The 20,654-nt window shown below is 33.4% G+C and carries 16 protein-coding genes; 15 read left to right on the forward strand and 1 reads right to left on the reverse strand.

Features of this window, described 5'->3' with window-relative positions; translation table 11 throughout:
- The 7 genes from OCV31_RS07325 to OCV31_RS07355 form a co-directional block, all read left to right on the forward strand.
- Positions 1–108: IS3 family transposase (locus tag OCV31_RS07325; RefSeq protein ID WP_267303804.1), on the forward strand; the 108-nt coding region annotated here is incomplete at its 5' end.
- A 209-nt stretch (positions 109–317) separates the two neighbouring features.
- Positions 318–3,236, forward strand: a complete 2,919-nt coding sequence (locus OCV31_RS07330; RefSeq protein WP_148473904.1) for an S-layer homology domain-containing protein — start codon at positions 318–320, stop codon at positions 3,234–3,236.
- 91 nt (positions 3,237–3,327) lie between these two features.
- The gene (rlmD, locus tag OCV31_RS07335; protein ID WP_148473906.1) at positions 3,328–4,656 is read left to right on the forward strand and encodes a 23S rRNA (uracil(1939)-C(5))-methyltransferase RlmD; all 1,329 of its coding nucleotides are present in this window, start codon (positions 3,328–3,330) and stop codon (positions 4,654–4,656) included.
- 320 nt (positions 4,657–4,976) lie between these two features.
- Positions 4,977–5,564, forward strand: coding sequence for a type IV toxin-antitoxin system AbiEi family antitoxin domain-containing protein (locus OCV31_RS07340; protein WP_148473908.1), 588 nt, complete (start codon positions 4,977–4,979; stop codon positions 5,562–5,564).
- Entirely contained in the window at positions 5,561–6,397 is an 837-nt protein-coding gene (locus tag OCV31_RS07345; protein WP_148473910.1) for a nucleotidyl transferase AbiEii/AbiGii toxin family protein, read from the forward strand. Before OCV31_RS07340 ends, OCV31_RS07345 begins: the two co-directional genes overlap by 4 nt.
- 77 nt (positions 6,398–6,474) lie before the next feature.
- Positions 6,475–8,565: an ATP-dependent nuclease gene (locus OCV31_RS07350; RefSeq protein WP_015777630.1), complete on the forward strand. Its 2,091-nt coding sequence runs from the start codon at positions 6,475–6,477 to the stop codon at positions 8,563–8,565.
- Positions 8,553–10,457, forward strand: a complete 1,905-nt coding sequence (locus OCV31_RS07355; protein ID WP_148473912.1) for a UvrD-helicase domain-containing protein — start codon at positions 8,553–8,555, stop codon at positions 10,455–10,457. Before OCV31_RS07350 ends, OCV31_RS07355 begins: the two co-directional genes overlap by 13 nt.
- A 321-nt stretch (positions 10,458–10,778) precedes the next feature.
- Here OCV31_RS07355 and OCV31_RS07360 read toward each other — a convergent pair whose 3' ends face one another.
- Complete coding sequence (locus tag OCV31_RS07360) at positions 10,779–11,120, reverse strand: plasmid mobilization protein (RefSeq protein WP_148473915.1); 342 nt, start codon at positions 11,118–11,120, stop codon at positions 10,779–10,781.
- 347 nt (positions 11,121–11,467) lie between these two features.
- On the opposite strand from OCV31_RS07360, the gene OCV31_RS07365 reads away from it, so the two are divergent.
- The 8 genes from OCV31_RS07365 to OCV31_RS07400 all read left to right on the forward strand — a co-directional run bounded on the left by OCV31_RS07365 (position 11,468) and on the right by OCV31_RS07400 (position 20,457).
- Positions 11,468–12,061 carry a TetR/AcrR family transcriptional regulator gene (locus tag OCV31_RS07365; RefSeq protein ID WP_148473917.1) on the forward strand — a complete coding sequence of 198 codons (594 nt, stop codon included), beginning with the start codon at positions 11,468–11,470 and terminating at the stop codon, positions 12,059–12,061.
- A gap of 20 nt (positions 12,062–12,081) precedes the next feature.
- The gene (locus OCV31_RS07370) at positions 12,082–13,014 is read left to right on the forward strand and encodes an ABC transporter permease (RefSeq protein WP_148473920.1); all 933 of its coding nucleotides are present in this window, start codon (positions 12,082–12,084) and stop codon (positions 13,012–13,014) included.
- The gene (locus OCV31_RS07375) at positions 13,014–13,790 is read left to right on the forward strand and encodes an ABC transporter permease (protein WP_004167043.1); all 777 of its coding nucleotides are present in this window, start codon (positions 13,014–13,016) and stop codon (positions 13,788–13,790) included. The genes OCV31_RS07370 and OCV31_RS07375 overlap by 1 nt, the downstream gene beginning before the upstream one ends.
- The gene (locus OCV31_RS07380; protein ID WP_267303870.1) at positions 13,765–14,577 is read left to right on the forward strand and encodes an ATP-binding cassette domain-containing protein; all 813 of its coding nucleotides are present in this window, start codon (positions 13,765–13,767) and stop codon (positions 14,575–14,577) included. The genes OCV31_RS07375 and OCV31_RS07380 overlap by 26 nt, the downstream gene beginning before the upstream one ends.
- Entirely contained in the window at positions 14,559–15,269 is a 711-nt protein-coding gene (locus OCV31_RS07385; protein ID WP_019117947.1) for an ATP-binding cassette domain-containing protein, read from the forward strand. Before OCV31_RS07380 ends, OCV31_RS07385 begins: the two co-directional genes overlap by 19 nt.
- Before the next feature lie 2 nt (positions 15,270–15,271).
- Positions 15,272–16,906: an ABC transporter substrate-binding protein gene (locus tag OCV31_RS07390; protein ID WP_148473924.1), complete on the forward strand. Its 1,635-nt coding sequence runs from the start codon at positions 15,272–15,274 to the stop codon at positions 16,904–16,906.
- A gap of 100 nt (positions 16,907–17,006) precedes the next feature.
- On the forward strand, positions 17,007–18,728 hold the full coding sequence (locus OCV31_RS07395; protein ID WP_148473926.1) for an ABC transporter ATP-binding protein: 1,722 nt from the start codon (positions 17,007–17,009) through the stop codon (positions 18,726–18,728).
- Complete coding sequence (locus OCV31_RS07400; protein WP_148473929.1) at positions 18,721–20,457, forward strand: ABC transporter ATP-binding protein; 1,737 nt, start codon at positions 18,721–18,723, stop codon at positions 20,455–20,457. The genes OCV31_RS07395 and OCV31_RS07400 overlap by 8 nt, the downstream gene beginning before the upstream one ends.
- Positions 20,458–20,654: the final 197 nt, after the last annotated feature.

The following is a 20,654-nucleotide window of genomic DNA, read 5'->3' on the forward strand; positions in this document are numbered from 1 at the left end:
GTGCGTTCCATCGAACGTTTCATCCGCTACTACAACAACGATCGAATCAAAGAAAAGTTGGGTGGCTTGAGTCCGAAGCAATACCGTGAACGAATGAAATCTGCATAGAACGAATGTTATGTAAAACAAAATCGAGCAAGCGAAATGCTTACTCGATTAAGTCCAACTTTATGGGGTCACTCTACTTTCCGTAAATCCCGGGAGTCTTTTTATAACATTTTTCACTTTGCCTTACTAAATAAACAGGAGTATGGTAATCTTATAGTTAAGGATAATGTCTAAAAGTATTTTACTTTTCAGAAGATTTAGGAGGAGCTATGAAACACAAGAAAAGCACAGCCCTATTGTTGGCACTGCTGATGATGGTATCAGTATTTTTAAATGCAACATCGGTGTTTGCTAAGGGTAAGCAAGAAATCCCAAGGATGAATCAATCTGTCGAAAAAGTCGAAAAGGTTAAGGCTGAAGATAAAAAGGATGATCCGGAAGAAGTAAAAGCGGAGGAAGATGAGCTCGAGATAAGTAAGGAAGAAGTCCCGGATGCAGTGGGAGGACCTGTTGCAGAAAAGACTTTTACAGTTACAAAAAGACTTGTCGGAAGCACAGAAGATGGTGCGCTTGTAGGTGATTATGACACTTTTTATAAAGCGGTGGAGAATTGCAAACAAGAAGATTTAACTAATGAGTATGTAATCACCATGAATGATGATTATGCTATCCCTGAAGACGAAGGACTATGGGGAAAAACAGATGTAAATATGGTTTTAAGATCTAAAGCAGGAAATCAGTTTACATTAAAGAGAAGTAATAAGAATTTTGCTTCATTATTTAGTGGTACTACACTTAAAATTGAAAATGTAATATTAGATGGAAGCAATAGTGCACAAGCGTTTGGTATTACCGGAGGAACTTTAACATTAGCTGACGGAGCAGTGGTGCAAAATTTCTCAGAATATTCAGGTTTCGATGGGCCGGCAATATATCTTAACGGTGGCACTTTGAATATTTTAGAAGGAGCAATAATTCAAAATAATAAATATAGCTTGCAAGGCGGAGCTATACAAGCTCGTAATGATTCTATAATAAATATAAGTGGGGGAACTTTTAGGAATAACAACGCCAAAAGAGGTGGAGGGGCGATTGCTGCTTTTGGACCTTTAAATATTACAGGTGGAAAATTTGAAGATAATGAAACTGGAGTAACTGGCGGAGCTATTATTATTGGGAAAAATCATACAGCAAGCATTTCTAATGCAACCTTCAAAGGTAATAAAGCTTCTACAGGTGGTGCAATATACAGTTCAAAAGCTTTTAGTGTTTCAAATGCCATTTTTGAAAGTAACGAAGCCAATTGGGGTGGAGCAATTTTCACATCAAAAGAATTAACACTGAATGATGTTACATTTAACAAGAATAAAGCTAATTCAGCTGGAGGTGCATTGTATTTACAAGGTGGGGCTCAAATAAAAGACTCTACTTTTACAGAAAATAGTTCAGCATCAGATGGAGGAGCTGTTTATAGTGTCAACGCAGACCTTAATATTGACGGCTGTAATTTTGATAATAACAAAAGTGATGAAGCTCGTGGCGGAGCCTTATTCTTTTCTGGACAAAACTCTTGCTCGATTAAAAATAGTACAATAAGAAATAATAAGGCTAAAAGTATAGGTGGTGGAATAACTTCACTGCTGGGAAATTTGACTGTTGAAGATTCTATTATAGATTCTAATAATTCAAGCTCTTTAGGTGGGGGAATTGTCTCTGTAGCTGGTAAAACTACGAATCTAAATAAGTGTGTAATTAAAAATAATACAGCCAATGGGGCAGGAGGTGTCTTCGTTGGAACGGGTGGCACACAAATTAAAGGAACTGTAAATATTAAAGGAACTGAGTTCAATGGTAATGATACCGGAGAGAGTGGAGACCAAACAAAATTATTAGGCGGAGGTCTTTATATTGATGCTGACATTCCTGCCAAGATAAGTGAATCAAGTAAATTTATCAACAATAAGTCCGGTATGGGCGGAGCTATCTTTGATGCGTCCCTCGATTATAAAAACCCGGCTGATGTAACGAAGTATCAAAACTTAACTATCGACAAAACGACATTATTTGAAGGGAATGTAGCTAGAGCAGGTCTATTTGCACCTCCGACAAATTATGATAAATTCACAAATTTGGCATTTAGCGATACTTCGGATACCCCATACAACAAATATATGAGTAAAAGTCTTCTTAACAATTACGACATTAATTATAAAGGAGAACTTTTGATCGTTTACGATGCCAATGGCGGTAAATTTGCGGATGGCAAAGAAATTAAAACTGAATTGCACAAAGAAAATGAAGAGATTAAATTAATGGAAGCTCCAACAAGAGAAGGATACAAGTTTCTTTATTGGAGCAAGGAAGAATATAAACCCAGAGCTGACTATAAAGTTACCGGAAATCAAAACTTCGTTGCTCAATGGGAAAAAGTAGGACCCAAGAAGCCCGACGATCCCAAGAAGCCCGATAATCATCCGAAGGGCGGCACGTTTCTTTCAAAACCCGCGGACACGCCTCTCTTAAACAGAAAAGATCATGCCCAATACATGATCGGCTACCCGGATCAAAACTTTAAGCCCGATAATAAAATGTCCCGCCAGGAAGTCACGGTCATGTTCTCCCGTCTCTTAAACGAACGGCCGCAAAAGGGCATGATTTACAGCCGCGATTACAAGGACATCCCCGACAATCTCTGGTCCGTCACCGCCATTAGCTACATGAGCAAGCTGGGCATGGTGAAGGGCTATCCCGATGGCAACTTCATGCCTCGGGCCGACATTACCCGGGCGGAATTTGCCGCCATGGCTACGCGCTTCGCCGATATTTCGGCGGGGAGCAAAGCTTTCACCGACGTCGCCAAGGACCACTGGGCCTACGATGTGATTCAAAAGGCCGCGGGCGCCGGATGGATTTCCGGTTATCCCGACGGAAGCTTTAAGCCCGACCAACCCATTACGCGGGCGGAAGTGGTGGCTATCACCAACCGCATGCTCAATCGCTTTGCCGACGAGGCCTATGTGGATACCCATCAAGACAAAATCCTGCAGTTTAAGGACATGAAGAAAGAGATGTGGTCCTACTATCCCGTCGTCGAAGCCACCAACGGCCACGGCTACGAGCGCAAGGCCAACGGAAAAGACGAAACCTGGTTTGAAGTCAACAACACGAGCTTTGTCTACGACCAGTAAATTTAAAACGAAAAGCTACCGATGGATGTCGGTAGCTTTTTCTATGGGAGAAGCCCCATGGTATAATGGAGGGAAGAATAAAGGAGGCATTATGGCGAAAAAATATGTAGAAGGCGAGATTATTCGGCGGCATTTCCCCAACAAATCCGTGGTGGAAACGGAAGACGGCACGCGGGTCGTGGTAAAAGGCGGTCTGCCCGGGCAAAAGGTGGGCGTGCGCATCACGAGAAACCGAAAGGACAATAAAAAGGGAAAGATCGTGGAGCTTTTGGCCTCATCACCCATGGAAGAGGCGGCCGATTGCCCTCATGCGGCCATTTGCGGCGGCTGCACCTACCAAAGCCTGAGCTACGAAAAGGAATCGGCCCTGAAAAAAGCCATGATCGACGATCTCTACGGCAGGGATGTGCCCTATACGCCGGCGCCCAAGGAATACCAATACCGCAACAAAATGGAATACACCTTCGGTGATGCGGAAAAAGGCGGCCCCCTCACCCTGGGCCTGCACCACAAAAAGGGCTTTTACGACATCGTCTCCACCACGGGTTGCCTCCTGGTGCCGGAAGACATGGAGGCCATTCGCGGGGCCGTGGAAGGCTATTTCCGCGAGCTGAACACCCCCTTTTACCACCGCATGAAGCACGAAGGCACCCTGCGCTTTCTCGTCGTGCGCCACGCGCGGGCCACGGACAGCTATTTGGTGAACCTGGTCACCACCTCCGATGCGGTAGACGAGGCGTCCTTTGTGGATTTCCTTCGTGGCTTGAAGCTAAAAGGCAAGGTGGCAAGCATTTACCGCACCATCACCGACGATTGGGCCGACGCCATTAAGCCCGAAGAGGTGCGCCACCTTTTTGGCGAGGAGGTTATCGGCGAAGAGCTTCTGGACCTGCACTTCGACATCGGGCCCTTTTCCTTCTTTCAGCCCAATCCCGACACGGCCACGCTGATCTACGAAAAGGCTCGGACCCTGGCGGCGGAAGAAAAAGGCGTGGTCTTCGACCTCTACTCCGGCACGGGCACTATCGGCCAGGTCCTGGCCAAGGCGGCGAAAAAAGTGGTGGGCATCGAAATCGTGGAATCCGCCGTGGAGGATGCCAATCGCTCGGCCGCGCGCAATGGCATCGACAACGCCCGCTTCATTGCCGGCGACGTGCTGGAGATGATCGACACTGTGGATGAAACATGCGACCTCCTCGTCGTGGACCCCCCTCGCGACGGCATCCACCCGAAAGCCATCGGAAAACTCGCTGCCCTCGGCGCGAGACGCATCCTCTACATCAGCTGCAACCCCGTGACCCAAGTTCGGGATATTGAGCTACTGGAAAGAGAGGGCTATAAAGTGGAACACCTTGAAGCTGTGGACCAATTCCCCAGGACGGCGCATGTGGAGACTATAGCGTTGATACAAAAGATGTAAATATAGAAATCCTGCATTTTAAGCAGTTTTATAAGCATTTTGTCTTCGATAAAGATGAAGAAGGATACGTCAAAAAGACTCAAAAAAACTACATGGATGTAAGAGTAGTTTTAAAACTAGTATGAGGAAACACAAAGAAAAAATTAATAAGATAAACTCATTTTGTACTTTCTATAAGAGTAGCTTAAAAGGCTGCTCTTTTTTATTGAAGGGAGTAAGGATTCGTTACATCCTTCTCAAAATATAAATTACTCATAGCCCAGCTTTACATATTCGCTTTTATAACATATAATAAAAGCGTAAACGAGAGGAGGCGGACTATGAATACACTTAAAGAATATATCCAAGAAAATTTAGTGATAACCAACAAAGAAGCAGAAGAACTTGGATATACTAGGCATAATTTATCAGAATTAACAAAGAGTGGACAGTTGGAAAGATTAAGACCAGGACTATATCAATTAAAAGGAAAAGTAATAGACGATTTTGTTTTAATATCATCAAATAGTAATCGAATTATATTTTCCCATCAAACAGCCCTATATCTACATGACTTATCAGATAGGACCCCAAATGTATTTCATATATCTGTACCTCAAGGCTACAATTCCAGCCATATCAAAAAAAGATATGAGGATCTACAAGTTCACTATGTAAAAAAAGATTTATACGAACTAGGAAAGGCAGAAATAAAATCACCACAAGGCAACCTTATCCCAGTTTATGATATTGATCGAACAATTTGCGATATTATAATTGACAGAGAAAAAATAGATAAACAGATTTTTACAGAAGCCTTAAAAATATACTTTAAATCAACAAATAAAAATCTAAGACGACTCATAAAATACAGTAGATTATTTAAAATAGAAAATGAAATTAGAAAATACATGGAGGTATTATTGTGATTAATATCGAGAGTATAAAGGGCAAGATAAGAAGCATGGCAGAGAAGAAAAATCTAAAGTCACAAGAAGTTCTGCAAATATATTTTTTTGAAAGATTTTTAGAAAGGCTATCTAAATCAAAGTACAAAAACAATTTTGTAATAAAGGGAGGATTCTTAATATCATCTTTAATCGGGATTGAAAATAGAACAACTATGGACATGGACACAACCATTAAAGGCATAGCTTTAAAAGAAGAAAAAATAAAAGAAACAGTTCAAGAAATTATAAATATCAATGTAGATGATGGAATAAGATTTGAAATAAAGGATATTAGCTATATTAGAGAAGAGGACGAGTACGAGAACTTTAGAATATCACTAATAGCAAATGTTGGAAAGACCAAAAATCCGATGAAACTAGACCTAACAACAGGAGATGCAATAACGCCAAGGGAAATAGAATATACCTATCCCTGTATCTTTAGCAAAGAAAATATAAAAATAATGGCATATCCATTAGAAACAATTGTAGCTGAAAAATATGAAACCATAATCAGAAGAAATATAACAACAACACGAATGAGAGACTTTTACGATCTATACACCCTCTACAAACTAAAAAAAGATGAGATAAACTATGAAATTTTAAAAGAAGCAGTAGAAAGAACCTCACACAAAAGAGGAAGTCAGGAGATAATGAAAGACTCTGAGGAAATAATCGAGGACATAAAAGATGATTCTTACCTAAGATCCTTGTGGGAAGTGTATCTCAGTGAAAATAAATACATTGGAGATTTGACCTTTGATAAGGTTGTTGATGTAGTGAGAATCGTTTCGAAAACAACAAGTTGATGTAAGTAGACAAAGGATTTTTAGGAAAATAAATATAAAAGAAAAGTTTGATTTAGAAGGTAAAGAGGAGTATTAAAATGATTTTAAAAAAGATGAAAGTCAAAAACTTTAGATTATTAAAAAATTTTGAGTTAAATTTTAAAGATGAATTGTCGCTAGTTATAGGCAAAAATAATTGTGGAAAAACATCATCTATTATTGTTTTAGATAAAATGCTAAATTCATCTAAATTATTTTGGGAAGATATAAATTTAGAATGCCAGAAAGATCTCTATAAAAAAATAATTGGTTTTGATATAACAAAGCTGGATGAAGTTCAATTATTAGAAACTATTAATATGCAATTATTCATTGAGTATAATGATAATGATTCATATGAGAATATTCAAAAATTCATGATGGACTTAAATCCAGATAATAACATAATAGTTTTAGAATTTATTTCGGTAATAGCTGCAAAAAAAATCATAGAATTAAAAAACATTATTAGTGAAAAAAATATTGAAGATTTTAAATCATTTTCCAAATTTATGAGTAAGAATTTTGCAAACTTCTTTGAAACGAAAAAATATTCAAGAGGGTTTGATGTTGAAGCAAACAAAACAACGCAAGATAGATCAGAAGAAATTGATAATAAAGATATTCAAAAAGTCATTAAAGTGGCAGGAATAAGAGCTGATCGAGCGGTTTCTAATGATGATCGTAATCATGTTTTATCAGGTTTAACTGGTAAATATTTCAGTTCTTATAAAGCTGCAAAAGATGAAAGTGAATCGGTATTTACAAGACTTGAAGAAAAATTGGAGGAAGCCGATAAAGAATTATATAAGATTTACAATGGAGAAAAAAGTGAAGGTGAAGAACCCATTGATGGTATTTTTAGTGATGTTATAGATGTTATTAAAACTTATGGTGGTGCAGAAAATGGAATTGATATAGCAATAGAGTCATCTATTTCAGAGAAAAATTTATTGTCAGATAATACAAACTTAAGTTATAGACAAGGGGGAGATTATTCGCTTCCAGAAACATATAATGGATTGGGGTATTTGAATTTAATTGGTATTTTATTTGAGATTGAAACCAATATACAGGAATTGTTTGAACAACCAGCAGATATAAATCTCTTATATATTGAAGAACCTGAAGCACATACACACCCTCAGTTACAGTATATATTTATAAGGAATATTAAATCTCATATCAAAGCACATAGAAATAAGTTGTTGAAAGAAAAGAATAAGCAGTTGCAGATTTTAATCACTTCGCATTCATCACATATAGTTTCTGAATGTAACTTTGATGACATTATATATTTGAAGAAAAACGGGAATACGGTCATAGCTAAGAGCTTTAATTCTTTAAAAGAAGAGTATGGTGGAGATGAACAGAAAGGATTTAAGTTTGTAAAACAATATCTGACAATGAATAGAAGTGAACTTTTCTTTGCGGATAAAGCTATTTGTATAGAAGGAGATACCGAACGAATTTTAATGCCAGTGATGATGCATAAAATTGATAATAAAGAAAAGCCAAGAGCAGATATTATACCACTATTATCACAGAATATTTCTATAATAGAAGTTGGAGCGCATTCTCATATATTTATGCCTTTATTTTCCTTTTTAGGAACAAAAGTTTTGTTTGTTACGGATATTGACTCTGTTAAAGCTGAAAAGAAAATAGATAAAAATGGAAAAGAAAGAACTGTATATACGAGTTGTCACCCCGATGAGGGAACACATACAAGTAACGCATCAATAAAAGAATTTTTTAAAGATACTGGAATTGATACATCGAATAATCAATTTAAGGAACTTGTAGGGAAAAATGCTGAGGATAAAATTAAAGATAATATGAGAATGGCCTATCAAATACCAGAATCTTATGGTGAGTATCAAGCGAGTAGTTTTGAAGATGCATTTATAGCACTAAATAAAGACTTTATATTAAAAAACAAAGAAGGATTTTATCAATATGGAGCTTTAAAAGATTTTTCGAATGATGAAATAGAAAATGGTGATTATTATAATTTTGCTTTGAATAATGTGAAAAAGAAATCGGCATTTGCATCAAGCTTATTGTATTTTGATAATGAGAATGGCGAAGAAGATGAAAAATGGGCAGTTCCACATTATATTGAGGAGGGCTTATTATGGATACGCTAACATTGGAAAAAGAAGTATTAGAAGCTCTTCAATGTATAAAAAATGGTGAAAATTTTATTTTAGAAGGTGGAGCAGGTAGTGGAAAAACATACTCCTTAATTTCCTTAATAAATGCACTCACAGAGGAATTACCAGATATAAAGATAGTATGCATTACATATACAAATAATGCAGTTGCCGAAATTTTATCAAGAATAGAAAATGAGAATATTTGGGTTTCAACAATACATGAGTTTATATGGTCTCTTATCAGAAAATATCAGAATGAAATAAAAAATATTTTAGTTGAGCTTATTAACGATGATAATGAAAAGAACTTTAAAAAGCCAAAAGATTTTTCTGAGGATTTAATTTCTAAAGAATATTTCGAAAATCTTTATGTGGATTATGATGAGTATTATTCTGTAACGCCAAATGAAGAAAATAGAGTGAAAATCAGCCATAATCACATTTTGATTGTTGCAGAGAAAATGTTTGAGAAATATAAAAAAATAGCGGACATTTTAAAGGATATTGCAGATTGTATTTTTGTTGATGAATATCAGGATACAAGTCCTTTAGTTGCTGATATTTTACTAAAGCATCTTGAGCAAAGCGATAAGAAAAATGTAATTGGTTTTTTTGGAGATTCAATGCAGTCTATATATGACGACGGAGTTGGTAATTTAAATCAATATAATTTAACTAAAATAGTAAAGACGCAAAACCGAAGAAATCCAAGAGTTGTAATCGAAGTAGCCAATAAGTTTAGAGATGATGATATTGAGCAAAGACCTTCAGAAGATATAAATGCACCTAATATGGAAAATGGTACTATTAGAGAAGGTAGTATTAAATTTTTATATGGAACTGAAATAAATGATTTTATAAGTGTAAAGGGGAAGAATATTTTTGAATCTTGGGATTTTTCTGATGGAAAACAAACAAAAGAGTTAAGGCTAACACATAAATATAATGCTGAAATGACTGGCTTTAAAGACTTATATGATCTATATAATGCTGATTTGATAACTAAGCTTATAAGTGAGATAAAGAAAAAAATTGATAAGGGAAATTTAGACTGTAATAAGACTTTGGGAGAAATAGCGTTAGAGGTAAAACCGACATATAACAAAGTGGAGCTGTTAGATCAAATTAACGGAAATGAAATTTATCAGTCAATATATAGTGTTTTAGAAGATGTGTCATGGGAAGAAGCTTACGAAAAATGTAGAATCACTAAGGAATCACTCATGTCATATAAATTAAATGGAATGAGTGGTAGATATGAAGCTAATTCTTATAGAGATAGGATTTTACGCAGATTAGATATATTAGAGGAGATTATTGAATTATATGAGGCTAATAGATTTAATGATTTTCTGAGAATAACAAAATTTTCTATTCATAATAGGAATGATAAGATTTGCCTTAAGCAAGCAATTGATTATCTTGTAAGTGAAGATAATCAAACGATAGAAAATGTATTAAAATTTGCGGAAGTAAAAGGGTTACTCAAAGAAGATGAATTGTTTAGTGATTATATTTCAAATAAAGGGTTTTATTTATGGGAGAGAATAAAAAAGATAACATTTAATCAATATAGAAAAAGCGTTTTATATTTAAAAGAATTTTCACCAATTTGTACTCAACATAGTGTTAAAGGTAGTGAATATGACAATGTATTGCTTGTATTAGAGTCTGATTGGAATAAATATGACTTTAGAACATTATTTGGTAAAGGATCTCCGAACTCTAATGTTCAGAAACGTACAAAAAAATTATTTTATGTATGTATAACAAGAGCAAAAAAGAATTTAATAATATATATGCCTACTGATGATTCTGACATATTAGAAAAAGCTAAAGAGTATTTTGGAGAAGAAAATGTTATAGATCTCTCTTCGATTTAATTGAAAAGTAGGTACTATTTCTACTTATGTTTTATGCTGCTTTTTAATATTATTCTATAGAATGAAAAAAGATAATTACTATTTTTATTTTAAGAATACTCTTGCATGAGGGTATTCTTTTTTTATTGTATTTACTAGAATACTATATTTAAGTTCGGAAAGATATTTTTCAAATCATGTAGATTGATTTGAAAAATAAAAACATGATTATATTCATGAAAAATGCAGTATTTGATGTACCTAGTTTTTATTAAAAATGTAGAATTTCTCAGCTGGTATTTAATGTATTTATAAATTAAATTTTGATTTATATAATAAATTTCATTTTGATTTATTAAGAAGTAGGGAATGGATCTGCCATATTTCTTTTGATAATTTTTCTATCTGTTTATTCATTGATTTGATTTCATTCTTGTAAATAACACCAGTTGCATTAGTAGCTTTTGCAATCTGGTTTATATTATTTGTTGCATTTGAAAGTAGCCATTGTAAGTTTCTAAATGGTTCTAAATCTACTACATAAATTTCTTTTTCTAATACGCATTTCCTAAGAAAGTGGGACATAGTTTTGCAGTTTGCAAGTTTCATTTTCTTTTCAAAAACTTCTTTTTCTTCCTTAGTTAGTTTTATTTCTATTCTTTCATTTCTAAATCTATTTGCCATTTTATTCTCCTTTATAAAATATATTTCGGGGTCTAAGGTTCTCCCTAACAAGGTAAAAATTAAAAAAATGGAGCATTCCGTAGAGGTCTGCTCCATTAATTTTTTCGTAAGTGTCCGTACACTTACTGTGCTTGCTATTAAAGTTATAAGCGTTAAGCGTGTATTAAGTTTTATTAATTATACCGCATTTAAAGAAATTAATAAAGAAGTATAAAGGGCGTTCAAGCAAATATCTTAAATAAGATTACTAAATTTTAAAATAATTCATGTATTGAAATTAATTATCAAATGAGTTACAATAAAACTGACGGTAGCGTCGGAATTATTTATTGACAGGAGATAAAGTTTTGAATGATAAAAAATTGAAAGTTGGAGAAAAAAGGAAGTTAGAAATTCTGGAAGCGGCAAAGAAATGTTTCTTAGAAAAGGGTTTCCAAAATACAACTATGGAAGATGTTATAGAAAAAGTAAGTTTAAGTAAAGGTGGTGTTTACTATCATTATGGATCAACCTACGAAATGATTTATGATTTTATGAAATTAGGCATCAAATATAGAGGAGAGAAAAGCAAAACTATCGACACATCTAAGTTAACGACTTTAGACGCAATTACTGAGATGATGATGGAAAGAATTTATGATGAAAATGAATTTAAAAGCATATATGCAATTTTTTTGAAACTACAAAATGAAGATAAAAGATTGTGTGAAATGTTTGAAAATTTAAAAGAAACAAACACAGAAATTTTATCGTCTACTTTTCCTCTAAACGATAAGCTATCATCTATTTTTGAAGATGAGTTTTTAGTGACATTTGTAAATACTTTGATTTTAGGATATGAAAGTTTAAATCAAAAAGAAATTTTTATTGAAAATAAAGAAACAATCAAAAAGATGTTAGAAGAATATTTGAAAAATAAATTTCCTGAATTATTAGGCTGATCTTAAATTATGGTATAAAAATGAATACAAAAAAGACATTTTTAAAAAAACTTTATGAGCTAATAATGACATTATTAATTGTTAGTGTATTATCATTTGTTTTAATGAAATTATCTCCCGTCGATCCAGCCACTGCATATGCTAAAAGACATATCGGAAGTCCATCACCTGAGCAAATTGAAGAAGTAAGAATAAGATTTGGTTTTGACAAACCTGTATATAAGCAATATTTTAACTGGATTAAAAATCTTTTTTCTCTAGACTTAGGACAGTCTTTAAGCAATGGTAAACCAGTCTGGGATAATATAATGTTGGCTTTGCCAAAAACTTTATCTGTTGTTTTCTTTTCCGCAATATTGCAGGTAATTTTAGTATTATCTTTGGGATGTATTACTTTCTTATGGAAGAGCAAGATAATCAATAAGCTTATAAATCTTTTATGCCTTATTGGTGTTTCAATTCCTAGCTTTTATATTGCTATTATCTTACTTGATATATTTGCAGTAAAGTGGGATTTGCTATCAGTAGCAGGTAATATTGGCATTACAAACTATCTACTTCCTGCAATAACTTTAGGGATATTTGGGGCTTCTTTTTATTATCCACTATTTAAAGACGCTTTAGATAAAGAAAATGGCGAATATTATATTATGTTTTTTAGAGCTAATGGTCTAAAGGAATTTACTTTGTTCGTGAAACATATATTGCCAAACTCGATAGTAAAGTTAATCCCAAATTTCTTTCAGAGCATTGGGCTTATGATTGCAAATGTGGCAATAGTGGAGGGAGTTTTTTCTATTCCAGGATTTGGATATTTGATTGTAAATTCTGTAATAAATCGTGATGCAACGATGATTCATGGTTTGGTTTTCTTTTTAGCCTTATTTATTGCCATTGCTAATATAACATCCGATTTGATAAACGATCTTTTGATAAAGGAAAGGGGAGATTAATGAAAATAAATAAAAGGACAGTATTTGCTTTCCTAGTGATTTTATTTATGTTCTTTGGAAGTTTTTTTGCCCCTAATGATCCCTTAGAAGTTAATCTTCCCATTAGATTTGCAAATCCAAGTTCTAAGTATCCTTTGGGAAATGATAGCATGGGCAGGTGTGTTTTATCGAGAATACTGTACGGGGGAAAAACTACATTATTTATGGTTATGACTGCATCAATTATTGTTTTTACTTTAGGTTTGCTTTTAGGAACTCTTACATCAAAGGTTACCATGAAAAAGAATGTAATAGTAGATTCGATTATTAATGCTGTAACGGCTATACCACCAATTGCTTATTTAATCATATTTATAGCATCTTGGGGAAATGGAATAAAAACTACATTAATTGCTTTGGTTGTTTCATATATTTTGAGATTTTTAAGGCTTGTTAGAACTCAAATAAATATTGAATACGATAAGGCTTATTGCACCTGTATGATTTCACTTGGTGCTTCAAAGACTAGGCTAGTTCTAGTTCATATACTACCCAATATATCATTGGACTTAGTTCATTATATTTGCTTGTCTTGTGCGGATATGATTTTAGCAATTACTGGTTTTTCATTTATAGGAATTGGACTTGGAGAAAATGTTGTGGAGTGGGGTTCTATGATTTTAGAAGCAAGAGATTCAATATTTATTAAGCCAGAACTCATAATTTACCCAATTTTTGCAGTTTTTATTACTACAATGTCATTTAATATTATTGCAAAAGAAGCAAATAGAAGGTGAAGATATGATTTTGGTTAATCAATTACAAGTTACAGATAAAAAAGGAAACAGTCTTTTAAATAATATTTCCCTTAGTATTCCTATGGCGAAAATTATTGGTCTCACTGGTCCAAGTGGTGCTGGGAAGACTACATTAATAAACGCAATACTCGGGATTTTATCAGAGGACTTGAAAGTAAGTTCTGGGAATATTACTATAGATGATTTCGATATATTTGAAAAAGATAGTATCAATATCAACAATAGAAATATCGCTTTTATTCCTCAACTTCCCATGATTTCTTTTGACAAAAGGAAAAAAATAAAAAGTCAAATGATTGAAATTTATATTGCTAATCTTAATATAGATAAATCAGAAGCATTAAGTATAGCAAAAGATAAGCTCAAAAGCGTAAATCTTGAATATGAAAGAGTTTTAGATTCATATCCAACTGAACTTTCAGGAGGCATGATTCAGCGTGTGATATTAGCAATTTCTATGGGGCTAAATACTGATTATATAATTGCTGATGAACCAACATCAGCCTTAGATAATTATAACTCATCATTATTTTTTGAATTGATTAAAGCAAATTTCAAAGGCAAAGGAATTTTATTAATAACACACGATGCCGAAATTCTTAAAAAATATAGCGACTGCATCTATGTGATAGAAAATGGGTGTGTTATAGAAAAGGGGAGTAGTAAAGATATATTTGAAAGTCCTAAAGAGGAATGGACAAGAAAATTTGTTGAATGTAGTCAGAAGATATTAGATTCTGGAGGTGAATGGGAGTGGACGAAATAGCTATGAGTAACGTTAGTCTTTCTTTTGAAACAGTAAAGGGGACATTTAAAGCTCTAGATCAAATTTCCTTTTCACTTAAAAGGGGAGATAACTTAAGTTTAATTGGTGAAAGCGGATCTGGTAAAAGCACCATTGCAAAAGCATTAATAGGATTAGAAAGAATAGATGAAGGATCTATACTCTATGATTCTGTAGATATCTCAAAATTAAAATTAAAAAAAATAAGAAAATATAGAAAAAATATCCAGTCTGTTTTCCAGGATACATCTGGTACTTTAAATCCTGGTATAAGCACTTTTAAAAATTTGGAAGAAGGGCTTATTAATTTAACAAACTTGTCGAAAAAGGAAAGAAAGGAAAAGGTGTTATTATTTTGCGAGGATTTACATTTAAAAAAGGAAATATTAGATGTGCCCGTTCACCAACTATCTGGAGGCGAGCAAAGAAGATTGTCGCTCATAAGAGCCCTTATGGTTAATCCTGATTTTTTAATACTAGATGAGGTTACGGCTGGGCTTGACTTATTGACGATTGAAAAAGTACTAAATTTACTTTTTTATTATCAATCTAAGCATAGTATTTCTTATATTTTTATCACTCATGATATAAATCAAGCAAAACAGATTTCAGATTATATCATAGAGATAAAGAAAGGAAAAATATTGAGAGAAGGAAAATTGCAAAGGAGATAGAAATGATCAAACTTAGAAAAAATATGATGGTTTTATTGGCACTTGTATTTAGTTTTTCAATTTTACTAGGAGGTTGCCAAAAGAATCAAGAAAAAGCTCAAGAAAATTCAAATGTAGCAAGTGAAAACACAAAAGATGAAAGCAAGAAGGTTTTAACCTTATGTACTGCTAAAGAACTGACAAACCTTACGACTTTAACAATGAATAAGGAAAATAATATGGCTTGTGGTTTAATTTACGAAACCCTAGTAGCTTATGAAAACGGTGAAATTGTACCAAAACTTGCTGAAAGCTTTGAATATAAAGATGATGACAAAACTTTAATCTTTAAATTAAAGGAAGGGGTAAAGTTTTCAGATGGTGAAGATTTTAATGCTGATGCAGTGAAAAAAATATTAGACTTTGATAAGTCTAATCCTAACTTTGCAGGCATTAGGGCTGTTGCAGAGATAAAATCAACAGAAGTTATTGATGATAATACGATTGCTGTTCATTATGAAAATCCGTCTAAATTTTATATAAATGGCTTTTGTTTCCAAAATGTATTGGGGATGCCATCTCCAAAGTCATTTACTGAGGGAAACTTTGAGACATTTACCGAAAATATAGGAACAGGTCCTTATGTATATGAAGAATTTAAATCTGGAGAATATACAAAATTTGTTAGAAATGAAAATTATCATGGGGAAAAACCTTACTATGATGAAGTTATTGTCAAATATATTCCCGATGCTTCCTCAAGACTTCAAGCCTTAAATAAAGGGGAAATAGATTTAATTTATGGAGCAGATTTAATAAATTATGATGACTTCAAAAAAGGTTCTGAAATTAAGGATGTTACTGGAGAAGTCAATAAAAATAGGACTTTGACTAAGAATCTAATTTTAAATCCAAGTAAAAAAGAATTAGAAGATTTAAAAGTTCGCCAAGCAATTAATTATGCAATTAACAAAAAAGACATTGTCGACAGTTTAACATACTCATATGAAGATGTAGCTGAAACTTTATTCCCTAAAAATGTGGCTTATTGTGATGCAAATTATCCAACTAATTATAGTTATGCTCCTGAAAAGGCAAATAGCTTGCTAGATGAAGCGGGTTGGAAACTTAATAAAGATACAGGAATAAGAGAAAAGGACGGAAGTCCATTAAAGCTTCAATATGTTTACTGGTCAGATTTAGTACTTGCTAAGGAAACTGCACTTGCAATAAAGACGCAATTAAAAGAAGTAGGTATAGATGTTGACATAGTTGAAAAAGATCAAATGTCATGGTGGACAGATGGTATAAAGGGAGAATTCCATTTGACAACATGGAATACAGAGGGTTCTTATACTGAACCTCACAAGTTCTTACAAGAATCAGTAACTGAAATGGATCCACATTTAATGCCATTAAAAGCACTTTCAGATTCCAATATATATATTGACGCAATAAAGAAGGCTTCCACTTCTACAGATGAAGGGGAGATTAAAGACAATATACAAAAAGCTATAGTATATTCAAACGAAAACGCTATGGATTTGCCTCTTTCTTATTCAAAAGAAATGATTTTATATAGAAATGACAAAATTGATGGATATGACTTTACAAGTACACCACAATTTTTCAATATTTATAGTGTAAAAGCTAAATGAGAATAGGTTAATAAATTGAATTTAAGGCAGGTCTATCTATAAAGTAGTGAATGGATAGACCTATCTTATTATTACGAGGATTTATTAAGGAGGGGATTTGATGGATCTAATAAAACAATATGTAAAAAAGAGAAAAGGCCCATATTTTATGTCAATCTTACTGGCAATAATTGGAGTAGTGGCTGGTCTTTTTTCCTATATTTTTATGGCGAAAATTATTGTGAATTTGATTAATGGCATAAGGGATATGAGCTTATACACTCCACTATGCATAAATATTTTAATAACATTTGTTATTAAAGAAGTGGCAGCAGGAATATCAACAAGTATTTCCCATACGGCAACCTTTAATTCATTAGGAGAAATAAGAAATGATATTTCCAAAAAATTATTTAAGATGCCATTGGGAGATGTATTATCAAGATCTTCAGGGGAATTTAAAAATATAATTGTTGAGCAAGTTGATTCTATGGAAACATCCCTTGCCCACTTAGTGCCAGAATTTACTGCAAACTTAGTAGGACCTGTTCTATTATTTATTTATATGTTTACCTTAGATTGGCGATTGACCTTGCTATCACTAATTCCATTTGTGGTGGGAATGGCTACCATGATGTCTGTTATGAATGCTCATTATAAAGAAATGTTTGGAAAGTCAGTTGCCATTGGTCAACATATGAATAATTCTATTGTCGAGTATATAAATGGGATTGAAGTAATAAAGACCTTTAATCAAAGCGAATCATCTTATAAAAAATACGCTGATGCAGTTTATGACAATGCAAGCTTTTATTATAACTGGATGGGTGAATCTATGAATAGGGTTGCCATAGGTAGATTACTTTCTCCTATGGGAATTATTACAATCATACCCTTTGGGATTTTATTTTATATAAATGGAAGTATTGATTTAGGAAATTTAATTACCTTAATCGTCTTATCCTTTGCTACGGTTTCTAGCATTTTAAAAATCATGAACTATATGGATGATATGTCAAGAATATCAACTATAACTTCTGAAATAGGAAAAATTTTAGATTCAAGAGAGTTAGAAAATATTGACAAGGGAGAAAAAATAGAATCCTATAATATAGAACTTCAAGACGTCGACTTTTCTTACGATGGAAAAAAGAAAGTCATTGATAATCTTTCTATGGAAATAAAAGAATCTTCTGTTTCAGCCCTCGTTGGACCTTCTGGATCAGGTAAATCTACTATAGCAAAACTCATTGCTGGATTTTGGAATGTAGATAGTGGATCTATTAAAATTGGCGGAGTAGAAACAAAAGATGTGTCGCTCGAAAACTTGTCTTCACTTATTTCTTTTGTATCCCAAGACAATTTCCTATTTGATATGACTATAAAGGAAAATATTAGGCTTGGAAATAAGAATGCCTCTGACGAAGAAATTATAGATGTATGTAAAAAATCTGCCTGCCATGATTTTATTATGAATCTATCTAATGGTTATGATACAAGAGTTGGCGAAGGTGGAGGTCATCTATCTGGAGGAGAAAGACAAAGAATATCTATTGCTCGTGCCATGCTAAAGAATGCACCAATCGTAATTTTAGATGAAGCAACTTCTTATATAGATCCTGAAAATGAAGCTCTCATACAAAACGCCTTGGCAAATCTGGTTAAGGGTAAAACTTTAATCATAATCGCTCATAGGCTAAAGACAATTGTTGATGCAGATAGGATATTTGTTATTAAAGATGGCAAATTAAATTCTTATGGTACTCATGAAGAACTATTAAAGTCATCAGAACTTTATAAGGAAATGTATGCTGCAAATTTAAGGGGTGATGAAAATGCTTAATGTGTTTAAAAAGATATGGAATTTTTCAAAAGAAGAACAGGTATATATTAAGAAATCTATTCTCGCTGGATTTTTGCACGCAGTATTTAATGCCCTTGAGTTTGGTGCAATTTACTATATGCTAGTAAATATATTTTCTAAAACTTTAGATTATAAGGCTATCTTTGTTTGTCTTGGAATATTAGTTATATCCCTTGCTGGAAAGATAATGACACAAAAATCATCACAAATGGCACAAACACACGCTGGATATTTTATGGCAGCTCATAAGAGGATAGAAATAGGAGAAAAAATAAAAAGAGTTCCTATGGGTTTCTTTTCAAGCTTTTCACTTGGAAGATTAACTACTATTGCTACATCTTCACTTTCCCAAGCAGAAATGTGGGTGCCTATGCTTTTGGTTCTTGTACTTGGTGGAGTTTTAAATACTTTAGTCTTTGTTCTTGGAACTTTAATTTTTAACGTAAAGGTAGGACTGGTTGCTGTAGCAGGTGTGGTAGTATTTTTCATCGTTACATCAATGATGGAGAAAAAATCATCAGCTAATGCAGACAAAATGACAGAAACACAAACAAGACTTACAAAAGAAGTATTAGCAACTTTACAAGGAATGCAGGTTATAAAATCCTATAATCTTGGTGGAGAAAATAACAGAGCTTTAAGAAAGTCTATAAAAGATACATCAAATATACTTTTAGATTTAGAAATATCTGTAGCACCTTACACAGTTATCCAAAGAATTGTAATGGGAATAACAACAGTAGCTATGGTCTATGTATCATTAAAATTAAATTTATCTGGTGAACTTCCACTTGCTGAAACAATTCTTATGATTATGGCATCATTTATTATCTTTGAAGGCTTAATCGGGGCAGGATCAAACATGGCAATCCTAAGAGCTTGCGAAAATGCCATAGATTCTGTAGGTTTTATCGACTCTATGCCTGATATGAGAGAAGGTAGTATTGCAGAGCCTATAAAAAATCATGATATAGTCTTTAAAAATGTAAGCTTTTCTTATGATGATAGACCAATTTTAAAAAATGTATCAGCAGAGATAAAAGAAAATACCATGACTGCCATAGTTGGTCCATCTGGATCTGGTAAAACAACATTTTGTAATCTAATAGCGAGATTTTGGGATGTAAATTCTGGAGAAATTTTAATTGGTGGAAAGAATATTAAGGATTATAAGATAGAAAACCTTATGAATTCAATTTCCATGGTATTTCAAGACGTCTATCTCTTCGAAGACACTATTGAAAACAATATAAAATTTGGAAAACAAAATGCAAGCCATGAAGAGGTTGTAGAAGCTGCAAAGAAGGCGAGGTGCCATGAATTTATAGAAGCTTTACCAGAAGGATATGACACTATTATTGGGGAAGGTGGAGCAAGCCTATCTGGTGGAGAAAAACAAAGAATCTCCATAGCCAGAGCTATGCTAAAAGATGCGGACATCATAATCTTTGATGAAGCCACAGCAAGCATAGATCCAGAAAATGAAGATAAGCTTAAAGAAGCAATAGAATCATTAACAAAGAATAAGACAGTAATAATGATTGCTCATAGGTTAAAGACAATTAGAAATGCTGACCAGATTTTAGTCTTAAAAGATGGAGAAATAGTAGAACGTGGAAATCACGAAGAACTGATTAAAAATAATGGACTTTATTCTGACCTTATAAATGCAAAAGCTAAGGCGGAATCGTGGAAATTAAATAATTGATAGAAAGAAATATTAAAGTCTTTGAACAGGAAAATTTAGATTAGAGGATTTATGTCTAGTAGCATAAGTCCTCATTTTTTTATGCTTAAATTAATCATTGAAACTCAAAAATATTATAGAAAAATAAAAATTCTGGTTACCAAAGAGGGCAAATTTCACTTTATAAAGTGAGGGGTATTTTGTCATCTTGCTATAAA

Origin of the sequence: Aedoeadaptatus acetigenes (assembly GCF_025566985.1) — a bacterium.
GTDB classification, from domain to species: domain Bacteria; phylum Bacillota; class Clostridia; order Tissierellales; family Peptoniphilaceae; genus Aedoeadaptatus; species Aedoeadaptatus acetigenes.